Origin of the sequence: Nocardioides thalensis, assembly GCF_013410655.1 — a bacterium.
Classification (GTDB): domain Bacteria; phylum Actinomycetota; class Actinomycetes; order Propionibacteriales; family Nocardioidaceae; genus Nocardioides; species Nocardioides thalensis.
In genome coordinates, this window is record NZ_JACCFP010000001.1 from 2,369,721 (window position 1) to 2,379,882 (window position 10,162).

General features: G+C 69.5%; 10 protein-coding genes and 4 tRNA genes. 9 read left to right on the forward strand and 5 right to left on the reverse strand.

Translation table 11 applies throughout. The annotated features are described in order from the left end of the window. Positions 1-31: 31 nt before the first annotated feature. The 3 genes from thrS to HNR19_RS11670 all read right to left on the reverse strand — a co-directional run bounded on the left by thrS (position 32) and on the right by HNR19_RS11670 (position 3,100). Positions 32-2,017: a threonine--tRNA ligase gene (thrS, locus tag HNR19_RS11660; RefSeq protein ID WP_179668075.1), complete on the reverse strand. Its 1,986-nt coding sequence runs from the start codon at positions 2,015-2,017 to the stop codon at positions 32-34. Positions 2,018-2,147: 130 nt separating this feature from the next. After that, positions 2,148-2,219 (reverse strand) — tRNA-Val (locus tag HNR19_RS11665). 59 nt (positions 2,220-2,278) lie between these two features. Beyond that, on the reverse strand, positions 2,279-3,100 hold the full coding sequence (locus tag HNR19_RS11670) for an aminotransferase class IV (protein ID WP_179668076.1): 822 nt from the start codon (positions 3,098-3,100) through the stop codon (positions 2,279-2,281). 110 nt (positions 3,101-3,210) lie between these two features. Between HNR19_RS11670 and HNR19_RS11675 the strand changes: the two genes are divergently transcribed. The 3 genes from HNR19_RS11675 (at position 3,211) to HNR19_RS11685 (ending at position 3,497) form a co-directional block, all read left to right on the forward strand. After that, a tRNA-Gly gene (locus HNR19_RS11675) sits at positions 3,211-3,283 on the forward strand. A 49-nt stretch (positions 3,284-3,332) separates the two neighbouring features. After that, a tRNA-Cys gene (locus HNR19_RS11680) sits at positions 3,333-3,403 on the forward strand. Between the two features lie 19 nt (positions 3,404-3,422). Beyond that, positions 3,423-3,497 (forward strand) — tRNA-Val (locus HNR19_RS11685). A 66-nt stretch (positions 3,498-3,563) separates the two neighbouring features. Here HNR19_RS11685 and HNR19_RS11690 read toward each other — a convergent pair. Further along, complete coding sequence (locus tag HNR19_RS11690) at positions 3,564-3,887, reverse strand: metal-sensitive transcriptional regulator (protein WP_179668077.1); 324 nt, start codon at positions 3,885-3,887, stop codon at positions 3,564-3,566. Positions 3,888-4,042: 155 nt separating this feature from the next. On the opposite strand from HNR19_RS11690, the gene HNR19_RS11695 reads away from it, so the two are divergent. Both HNR19_RS11695 and HNR19_RS11700 read left to right on the forward strand, forming a co-directional pair. Then, the gene (locus tag HNR19_RS11695; RefSeq protein ID WP_179668078.1) at positions 4,043-5,479 is read left to right on the forward strand and encodes an MFS transporter; all 1,437 of its coding nucleotides are present in this window, start codon (positions 4,043-4,045) and stop codon (positions 5,477-5,479) included. A 50-nt stretch (positions 5,480-5,529) separates the two neighbouring features. After that, positions 5,530-5,985 (forward strand): VanZ family protein, encoded by a 456-nt coding sequence (locus HNR19_RS11700; protein WP_179668079.1) that lies wholly within the window; start codon positions 5,530-5,532, stop codon positions 5,983-5,985. A gap of 7 nt (positions 5,986-5,992) precedes the next feature. Here the strand turns inward: HNR19_RS11700 and HNR19_RS11705 are convergent, their stop codons facing one another. After that, the gene (locus HNR19_RS11705; protein WP_179668080.1) at positions 5,993-6,628 is read right to left on the reverse strand and encodes a TetR/AcrR family transcriptional regulator; all 636 of its coding nucleotides are present in this window, start codon (positions 6,626-6,628) and stop codon (positions 5,993-5,995) included. A gap of 77 nt (positions 6,629-6,705) precedes the next feature. Here HNR19_RS11705 and HNR19_RS11710 point away from each other — a divergent pair, with 77 nt between their 5' ends. The 4 genes from HNR19_RS11710 (at position 6,706) to HNR19_RS11725 (ending at position 10,160) form a co-directional block, all read left to right on the forward strand. Next, the gene (locus HNR19_RS11710) at positions 6,706-8,007 is read left to right on the forward strand and encodes a glycosyltransferase (RefSeq protein ID WP_179668081.1); all 1,302 of its coding nucleotides are present in this window, start codon (positions 6,706-6,708) and stop codon (positions 8,005-8,007) included. Between the two features lie 199 nt (positions 8,008-8,206). Continuing rightward, complete coding sequence (locus tag HNR19_RS11715; protein ID WP_246303504.1) at positions 8,207-8,665, forward strand: DUF4383 domain-containing protein; 459 nt, start codon at positions 8,207-8,209, stop codon at positions 8,663-8,665. Positions 8,666-8,717: 52 nt separating this feature from the next. After that, the gene (locus HNR19_RS11720) at positions 8,718-8,996 is read left to right on the forward strand and encodes a DUF1360 domain-containing protein (protein ID WP_179668082.1); all 279 of its coding nucleotides are present in this window, start codon (positions 8,718-8,720) and stop codon (positions 8,994-8,996) included. A 24-nt stretch (positions 8,997-9,020) separates the two neighbouring features. Further along, positions 9,021-10,160 carry a zinc-dependent alcohol dehydrogenase gene (locus HNR19_RS11725; protein WP_218910645.1) on the forward strand — a complete coding sequence of 380 codons (1,140 nt, stop codon included), beginning with the start codon at positions 9,021-9,023 and terminating at the stop codon, positions 10,158-10,160. The last annotated feature ends 2 nt before the right edge of the window (positions 10,161-10,162 follow it).

Sequence of the window (10,162 nt, forward strand, 5' to 3'; positions counted from 1 at the left end):
TGTGTGTCTCTCTGCCTTCGACCGGCCCGCGTCAGACCTGGGTGCGGTTCTCGACCGCGTCGACCACGCGCTGGATCGCCTCCGCGATCGGCACGCCGTTGTCCTGGCGGCCGTCGCGGTAGCGGAAGCTGACCGCGCCCTTCTCGACGTCGTCGGCGCCGGCGATGAGCATGAAGGGCACCTTCTGGAGTTGGGCGTTGCGGATCTTCTTCTGCATGCGGTCGTCGGAGTCGTCGACCTCGACCCGGATCCCGCGCGCCTGCATCTGCCGCGCGACGTCGTACAGGTAGTCGGCGAAGGCGTCGGCCACCGGGATCCCCTGCACCTGCACCGGCGCCAGCCACGGAGGGAAGGCACCGGCGTAGTGCTCGACGAGCACGCCGAAGAACCGCTCGAGCGAGCCGAACTTGGCGGAGTGGATCATCACGGGCTGCTGGCGGGTGCCGTCGGCGGCCTGGAACTCCAGCCCGAAGCCCTTGGGCTGGTTGAAGTCGTACTGGATGGTCGACATCTGCCAGGTGCGGCCGATGGCGTCGCGCGCCTGGACCGAGATCTTCGGACCGTAGAAGGCGGCGCCACCCGGGTCGGGCACGAGTTCGAGCCCGGTCTCGGCAGCGACGTCCTCGAGCACCTTGGTGGCGACGGCCCAGTCCTCGTCGGTGCCGACGAACTTGTCCTTCTTCTTGTCGTCGCGAGTCGAGAGCTCGAGGTAGAAGTCGTCGAGACCGAAGTCCTTCAGCAGGCCGAGCACGAAGTCGAGCAGGTGCTTGATCTCGTCGGGCGCCTGCTCCGGGGTGACGTAGGAGTGGCTGTCGTCCTGGGTGAGGCCGCGGACGCGGGTGAGCCCGTGCACCACGCCGGACTTCTCGTAGCGGTAGACCGAGCCGAACTCGAACAGCCGCAGCGGCAGCTCGCGGTAGGACCGCCCGCGCGACCTGTAGATCAGGTTGTGCATCGGGCAGTTCATCGCCTTGAGGTAGTAGTTCTCGCCCTCGAACTCCATGGGCGGGAACATCGTGTCGGCGTAGTACGGCAGGTGCCCGGAGGTGTGGAACAGCCCCTCCTTGGTGATGTGGGGGGTGCCGACGTACTGGAACCCCTCCTCGATGTGGCGCTGCCGGACGTAGTCCTCCATCACCCGCTTGATCACGCCGCCCTTGGGGTGGAACACCGCCAGGCCGGAGCCGATCTCGTCGGGGAAGCTGAACAGGTCGAGGTCGCGGCCGAGCTTGCGGTGGTCGCGCTTCTCGGCCTCCTCGAGCCGGTGGAGGTAGTCGTCGAGCGCCTCCTTGGACGGCCACGCGGTGCCGTAGACGCGCTGGAGCTGCTGGTTGGCCTGGTCGCCGCGCCAGTACGCCGCAGCGGACCGCATCAGCTTGAACGCCGGGATCCGCTTGGTGGTGGGCAGGTGCGGACCGCGGCACAGGTCCTTCCACGCGACCTCGCCGTTGCGGTCGAGGTTGTCGTAGATGGTGAGCTCGCCGCCGCCCACCTCGACGCTGGCACCCTCCGCGTCGTCGGCCGCGCTGGACCCCTTGATGCCGATCAGCTCGAGCTTGTAGGGCTCGTCCTTCAGCTCCTCGCGCGCGTCGTCGTCGTTGGTCACCCGCCGGGAGAACCGCTGGTTCTCCTTGACGATCTTGCGCATCCGGGTCTCGATCTTGGCGAGGTCGTCGGGGGTGAACGGGACCGCGACGTCGAAGTCGTAGTAGAACCCGTCCTTGATCGGCGGCCCGATGCCGAGCTTGGCGTCCGGGAACAGGTCCTGCACCGCCTGGGCCATCACGTGCGCGGTCGAGTGCCGCAGGATGTCGAGGCCGTCGGGGCTGTCGATCGCGACGCTCTCGACCTCGTCGCCGTCGGCGAGCTCGTAGGAGAGGTCCTTGAGCTGGTCACCCACCCGGGCGGCGATCACGTCGGAGTCGTCGCGGAAGAGCTCCCAGGCCTTGGTGCCCGTCGTGGTGGTCTGCTCCAGCCGTTCACCGGCATGGATGCGGACGACCTTGATGTCGGACACTGAGACTCCCTTGGAGGTTGGGTGGAACGGCCGCTCGACCGTCCCCCGATCCTATCGAGGCACCCACCGGCCGTCCGACCGGATAACGACTGGAGGTCCCGGCCGTGACGGCCGGGACCTCCTGGTGCGGTGGGCGATACTGGGTTCGAACCAGTGACCTCTTCGGTGTGAACGAAGCGCGCTACCACTGCGCCAATCGCCCTCTGCGGTGGATGACTGTAGCCCAACCACCACGGCGATCCCACATCGGGACCGGTGGCGTCATCGACCGAGCAGCTCCGGTTCGTGCTCGCGCCAGGCGGCCATCGCCTCCTGGGTGACCGGCCCCGGCGCAGGCAGCTCGCGGTCGTCCCACCGACCCACGGCCTGCACGTCGCGGGTGGTGGAGACGAGGAAGACCTCGTCGGCCCCCTGGGCGACCTCGATCGGCTCGTCGACCTCGCGGGCGCCGTACCACTCGATCAGGAGGTCGCGGGTCACGCCGGCGAGGCACCCGCTGGCCAGCGTCGGTGTGCGGAGCTCGCCGTCCACGACGTAGAAGACGTTGGAGCCGGTGCCCTCGCAGAGGTTGCCGGCGAGGTTCGGGAAGACCGCCTCGCTCGCCCCGGCCTCACCGGCACGGGCGAGCGCCAGCACGTTCTCGGCGTACGACGTGGTCTTCAGGCCGGCGAGCGGGCTGCGCTCGTTGCGCGGCCAGGGAACCGTGATGATCGACGTGGTGGTCGGCATCGCGTTCATGGGCGCCGCGACCACGATCGTCGTCGGTCCGTCACTCCCCCGGCCCGATCCCAGCGGCGCCGGCCCGGCGGTCACCGTGATCCGAAGCCGGCCCAGCGGCATCGCCTCGCCGTCGAGCACTGCGTCGATGCCGGCACGGACCGCCCCGGTGTCGACGCCCGTGAGGCCGAGGCCGGCGGCCGACCGCTCCAGCCGGTCGAGGTGGCGCTGCAGCGCGAACGGCTCGCCGTCGACGACCTTGACCGCCTCGAAGACCGCATCCCCCACGGTCAGGCCGTGATCGGTCACCGGGATGGCCGGCGAGGTGGGGTCGGCGAGCAGCTCTCCGTCGATCCAGGCGCGCATGCGGCAACCCTAGACACGCCCCGGACACACGGAAGTAGCCCCCGGTTTTGGTGCCCGTGTGGCGATCGGTTAATGTTCTCACCGCGCCGCAGCCCAGTGCTGAAGCGCAGGCGGACGTAGCTCAGTTGGTAGAGCGCAACCTTGCCAAGGTTGAGGTCGCGAGTTCGAGCCTCGTCGTCCGCTCGGAGAGGTCAGACCCACTGGCTGACCAGGTCAGTGTGAGGGCCTCCGCGGTGGGTTGGCCGAGAGGCGAGGCAACGGACTGCAAATCCGTGTACACGGGTTCAAATCCCGTACCCACCTCGACACAACTCAAGAACCCGGGCGATTGGCGCAGCGGTAGCGCGCTTCCTTGACACGGAAGAGGTCACTGGTTCAAACCCAGTATCGCCCACCACCCAGATCGGCCGTTGATCCCGAGGATCAGCGGCCGATCTGCATTTCTGACTTCGCCCGTCGCTCACTAGGAGCGGACGAGCCGGGCGATCGCGTCGGACGCCTCCTTCAGCTTGATCTGCCCCTCCTCGCCGCCCGCGGCGACCGCATCGACCACGCAGTGCGCCATGTGCTCGTCGAGCAGGCCGAGGGCCACCACCTCGAGCGCCTTCGTCATCGCCGAGATCTGGGTGAGGATGTCGATGCAGTACTGCTCCTCCTCGACCATGCGCTGCAGCCCGCGGGCCTGGCCCTCGATGCGGCGAAGCCGCTTGAGGTAGTCGCCCTTCGTGTTGTTGGCGATGTAGCTGTGCTGGTGGCCGGCGTGCGCGTCACCCGTGGTCTTTGCCATGCGCTGTCTCTCTCGTTCGTGGTCGATGTGTCTCCAGGGTACCCCCCACCGGTATTTGGTGCTACGGTCCGTCTTCGCGGATTACCTTACCCCCCCAGGGTATTGATCACCGTTCGACGGCACCTGCAGCGGTGCCCCGTTTGAAGGAGGCTCAGATGTCAGGCACAACCTCGCCGGCGAACCGTCGCTGGCTCGGGCTCGGCGTGATCGCCGCAGCCCAGTTCATGGTCATCATGGACACCTCGATCATCGGCGTCGCGCTCCCGCGCATGCAGGCCGAGCTCGGGTTCACCCAGGAGAACCTCTCCTGGGTCTTCAACGCGTACGTCGTCGCGCTCGGTGGCTTGCTGCTTCTGGGCGGCAAGCTCTCCGACGTCCTCGGGGCGCGCCGTGTCTTCTCGGCCGGCTGGGCGGTGCTCCTGGTCGGCTCGCTCGTCGCCGGGCTGGCGGGCAACGTCGGGACCGAGCTCGTGGGCCGCGCGGTCCAGGGCGCCGGATCCGCGCTCATCGCACCGTCGGCCCTGACCCTGTTGTTCATGCTGTTCGGCGCCAGCCCGAAGGAGCTGCCGAAGGCGCTCGCCCTGTACGGCGCCGCGGCCCCCGCTGGTGGCACGGCCGGTGTGTTCCTGGGCGGCGTCATCACGGAGTACCTGACGTGGCCCTGGGTGTTCTACATCAACGTCCCGATCGCCGTGGTGATCCTCGCGCTCGTGCCGGGTGTCATGCCGGCCGGCGGCGCCGGGTCGTCCCGCCGCGTCGACCTGCTCGGCGCGCTCACGGTCACCACCGGCCTCGGCGCCGCGGTCTACGCGGTCGTGCAGGCGCCGGAGGTCGGCTGGGACGCGGCGCAGACGTGGTGGGTCCTCGGTGGCGGCGTGGCGTTGATCGCCGGCTTCGTCGCACTCCAGGCGAAGGGCCGGGAGCCGCTGGTGCGGCTCGGCATCTTCCGCTCCCCCAACCTGGCCGCAGCCAACATCGCGCAGCTGCTGCTCGGTGCGGCATGGATCCCGATGTGGTTCTTCCTGAACCTCTACCTCCAGCAGGTGCTCGGCTACAGCGCCTTCCCGAGCGGCGCGGCACTGCTGCCGATGACGCTGCTGATCATGATCGGGATGATCCTGCTCGCGCCGCGGCTCCTCGCCGCCATCGGACCGAAGGCCGCCACTGTGGCCGGCATGACCCTGTTGACCGGCGGCATGGCCTGGCTCGCGCTCATCGACCCCGACGGCAGCTACGCCGCGGACGTCCTGCCGGCGTCCCTGGTCGCCGCACTCGGCATGTCGCTGGCGTTCATCCCGACGCTCGGCACGGCGATCTCGGCGGCCCGGCCTGAGGAGGGCGGTCTGGCCTCGGGGATCGTCAACACGAGCTACCAGATCGGCTCCGCCCTGGGGCTCGCGGTCATGACGGCCGTCGCGGCTGCCAACGGTGCCGACCGGCTCGGCGACAAGGCAGCCCTGACCGAGGGCTACTCCGCGGCGTTCGTCGGCGCGGCCATCGTCGCCGGCGCTGGGGCGCTCGCCACGATCGCGCTGTTCCGGCGGCCGACCACCGTCGCCGCGGACGAGGACGCCGGACAGCTCGTCGCGTGACACCCGACCGGGGGCGCGCTCCTTGGCGCGCCCCCGGATACTCGGGAGCGATGCTCCACCGACACCCGTTCCTGAGCCTGCTGACCGGCGCGTACCTCGTGTTCCTCGGTTGGCTCACGCTCACGCCGCAGGCCGACCACTACGACGAGGCGGCCTTCGTGCAGCGGGTGCTCGACGCGCTGCACCGACGCGGCTATGCCGAGTCGATCGACTACGCACGATTCGAGTTCCTCGCCAACATCGCGCTGTTCGTGCCCGCGGGCATCTTCCTGCTGCTGCTCTTCGGGGCGGGCAACTGGTGGCTCGCCCTGGCGGCTGCCGTCGCGATGACCGTCGGCATCGAGTCGCTGCAGACCCAGATCCCCGGTCGCGTGCCCGACGACCGCGACATCTTCGCCAACGGCCTCGGCGCGGCGATCGGGATCGCCGTGGCCCTGGTGCTCACCCTTCCCGCCACCCTGCGCCGACGACGCAGGCGTTCAACGCTGGCGGCGGGCAGCTACTGACCGCCCCTCACGCGAGGAACGTGCGGAACTTGTCGGCCAACCAAGCGGCATACCTCTCGCCCGACCAGCCGTAGTCGTCGACCAAGCGGAGGTAGGTCTCGGGACCGGCGAGCACGCACCACTCGTCGACGATGTCGTCGAAAGCCTGGGAGCCCCGCACGAGGCCCCGGTCAGCGAAGTGCGTGAACACTCCAGCCCATTGCTCGCGGACGTTGGCGACCATGGCGCGCTGGTAGTCCCGCAGTGCCGGGTCGTTGGCCGCTCCCCCGACCAGGGCGCGCGTCACGCCGGCCACTGCCTCGTGCAGGGCGCGCAGGTAGGCGGCGACCGCGGCGGGCATCTCGTCCGCGCTCAGTGCCAGCAGCGCCCGTGCGGCCTCGTCTTGCTGCGGCGCGTCGTCGAGCCCCTCCGTACCGAACCCGGCCACCTCGATCGCGGCGCGCAGCAGCGCGGCCTTGGGACCGTGGGCCTGGACGGTCTCGGGCGAGACGCCGGCCTCGGCGGCAATCTTGGCGAGCGTGGTGCCGGCGTACCCGTGCTCGGAGAAGAGAGAGCCGGCAGCCTCCACGATCCGCCGACGCGTCTCGCCCGCCTGGCGCGCTCGCAGGGCGGAGCGATAGGTCCGCTTCGTGGTGGCGACCATATTGACTCCTGTCTCGCCGTGGTGAATCCTATGGTACCGGAATCAATTGATCTCGGGCGAGCACACCGGAGCTCTCCATGGCATCGATCATCATCGGCAGCGTCCCGATCCACGGGCACGTCACTCCCCTCCTCGGTGTGGCCCGGCACTTCGCCGCCCGCGGCGACGACGTCCGGTTCCTGACCGGTGCCCGGTTCGCATCGGCAGTCGAGGCGGCAGGTGCCGAGCACCTGCCGCTTCCCCCGGAGGCGGACTACGACGACCGGCAGGACTGGAGCCGGGTGTTCCCCGAGCGCGCGCGGCTCAAGGGCACGAAGGCGATCGCGTTCGATCTCGAGAACGTGTTCATCCGCCCGGGTCGGGGTCAGTACGACGCCCTCCTGGCCGCGCACGCCGCCCGGGCCGCGGACGTCGTCCTGGTCGACCCCGGATTCAGCGGCGGGGCCTACTTCGCCAGCCTGGAGCGACGGCCGCCGATCGTGGTCTGCGGGGTGGTCCCTCTTCCTGTCGGAAGCCGCGACACCGCGCCGTTCGGCATGGGACTGCCTCCGGCGCGCATCCTCAACCGCGCCCGCAACCGGATCCTCGCAGCGCTCGCCGACAGGATCATGGCTGGGCCGGAGGCCGTGGCGCAGCAGGCACACCAGGAGCTGCACGGCCGGCCGCTGCCGGGGTCGGTCATGGACTGGATGGGCCGCGCCGAGGCTATTGCCCAATTCACCGTGCCCGCCTTCGAGTACCCGCGCTCCGACGCGCCGCCGAACCTGCACTTCGTCGGGCCGCAACAGGTCTCGGCGTCGTCGATCCCCACGCCGGACTGGTGGCACGAGCTCGACGGGTCGCGCCCCGTCGTGCACCTCACCCAGGGGACCATCGCCAATCGGGATTGGACGCAGGTCGTCGAGCCGTCACTCACGGCGCTCGCCGACGAGGACGTGCTCGTCGTCGTGGCCACCGGAGGACGGCCGCTCGACACGTTGCCGCCGCTACCGGCCAACGCGCGCGCCGCGGAGATGCTGCCGTACGACGAGCTCCTCCCCCGGACCGACGTCTTCGTCACGAACGGCGGCTACGGCGGGGTGCAGGAGGCGCTCCGGCACGGGGTCCCGGTCGTGGCGACGGGCGGGAAGGAGGACAAGCCGGAGGTGGGCGCCCGGGTCGCTTGGTCCGGCATCGGGCGACGGATCCGGTCGGACCGACCGTCGCCGCGCCAGATGCGCCGGGCAATCCGCGCCGTGCTCAGCGTGGAGCGCTACCGCGCCCGCGCACGCGAGCTGGCCGAGGAGGTCGCCGCCGCACCTGGTCTGGCCGGCGTCGAGCAGATCGTCGTGGGCCTCGCCTCCGGCGGTCGGGGCGACCGCGCTACAGGAGCAGATTGAGCACCACGGTCAGCAACACCGACAGGACGATCGAGACCAGGATCATCACCAGGCAGCCGACGGCCCCGCCGAGAGGGCGGATCTGGACGTTCATGGGCGGCGCGATACCCGGGGCGGGCGATCCGACACCCGGACGTTGATCTCCTCGCGACAAGGCCTGCCGAACGTTGGTCGGGGCGGGTTCGGGTACCTGGGAACCATGACCGAAACCACCGCGCGACCGATGACGGCCACGCCTCTCCAGAAGGCGGCGACCGTGGTTGCTGCCACCTTCCTGCTCGTCGGCGTGCTCGGCTTCATCCCCGGGATCACCACCGACTACGACCGCATGGAGTTCGCCGGCCACCACTCCGGCGCTGAGCTACTCGGCCTGTTCGACGTCTCCGTGCTCCACAACATCGTGCACCTGCTCTTCGGCGTCGCCGGCCTCGCTCTCGCGCGCTCGTGGCAGGGCGCGCGGGCGTTCCTCATCGGCGGCGGCGCGATCTATCTGGTCCTGACGGTCTACGGCTGGCTGGTCGACCGCCACGACCAGGCGAACTTCGTGCCGCTCGACATGGCGGACAACTGGCTGCACCTGGTGCTCGGCATCGGCATGATCGCGCTCGGGCTCGCCCTGGGGCGCGGCCGGGACGCGACGACGGTCCGCCATCACTGACGATGTCGCGACGGGCCGGACAGGGCGCTCCGGCACCGTCGCGCTCACGCGCTTGATCATCGACGCCCTCGCCTGCTACCGCCTGGTCAAGCTCGTCCGGGACGACCGGATCACTCAGCCGGTGCGGCAGGCGGTGATCGACCGCCAGGGCCCGCCCGAGAAGTCGAAGGTGTCCTACCTGCTGGACTGCCCGTGGTGCCTGTCCGTCTACTTCGGGGCCGTCCTCACCCTGGGCCGTCGCAGGTGGCGCACCGGCGTCGACGCGCTCGCGCGCACCCTCGCGCTGTCCGCCGCCGCCGGACTCGCGACGCAGTACCTCGACCAGGACTGACGAAGGGAAGAACCTGTGAAGGCGATGGTCTATCGAGGTCCGTACCGGATCCGCGTCGAAGAGAAGGAACGTCCCCGGATCGAGCACCCCAACGACGCCATCGTGCGTGTCACGCTGGCCGCGATCTGCGGGTCCGACCTCCACCTGTACCACGGGATGATGCCCGACACCCGGGTCGGCACCACGTTCGGTCACGAGTTCATCGGCGTGGTCGACGAGGTCGGACCGTCGGTGCAGAACCTCTCCCCCGGCGACCGGGTGATGGTGCCGTTCAACGTCTTCTGCGGGACCTGCTACTTCTGCGAGCGCGGCCTCTACTCCAACTGTCACAACGTCAACCCGAACGCCACGGCGGTGGGCGGAATCTACGGCTACTCCCACACCTCCGGCGGCTACGACGGCGGACAGGCCGAGCTCGTCCGAGTCCCGTTCGCCGACGTCGGCCCGACGAAGATCCCGGACTGGATGGGCTCCGAGGACGCCCTGATGTGCACCGACGCGCTGCCGACGGGCTACTTCGGGGCGCAGCTCGGCGAGATCAGCGAAGGTGACGTCGTCGTGGTCCTCGGCGCCGGACCGGTCGGGTTGTACGCCGCGAAGTCGGCCTGGCTGATGGGTGCCGGAAGGGTGATCGTCGTCGATCATCTCGACGACAGGCTCGAGCTCGCCGCCCGGTTCGCTCACGCCGAGACGTGCAACTTCGCGCAGGTCGACGACGTCGTCGTGCACCTCAAGCGAACCACCGATCACCTCGGGGCCGACGTCGTGATCGACGCCGTCGGTGCCGAGGCCGACGGGAGCCTCCTCCAGCATGTGACCGGCACGAAGCTGAAGCTTCAGGGCGGATCACCCATCGCGCTCAACTGGGCGATCGACTCGGTCCGCAAGGGTGGCACGGTGTCGGTCATGGGGGCCTACGGACCCATGTTCAGTGCCGTGAAGTTCGGAGATGCCATGAACAAGGGCCTCACCATCCGCGCCAACCAGTGCCCGGTGAAGCGCCAGTGGCCACGCCTGTTCGAGCACATTCGCGCGGGCTACCTCAAGCCGAGTGAGATCATCACCCACCGCATCCCGCTCGACGACATCACGGAGGGCTATCACCTGTTCTCCAGGAAGCTCGACGGCTGCGTCAAGCCGATCGTCGTGCCGACGGCAGCGTGAGG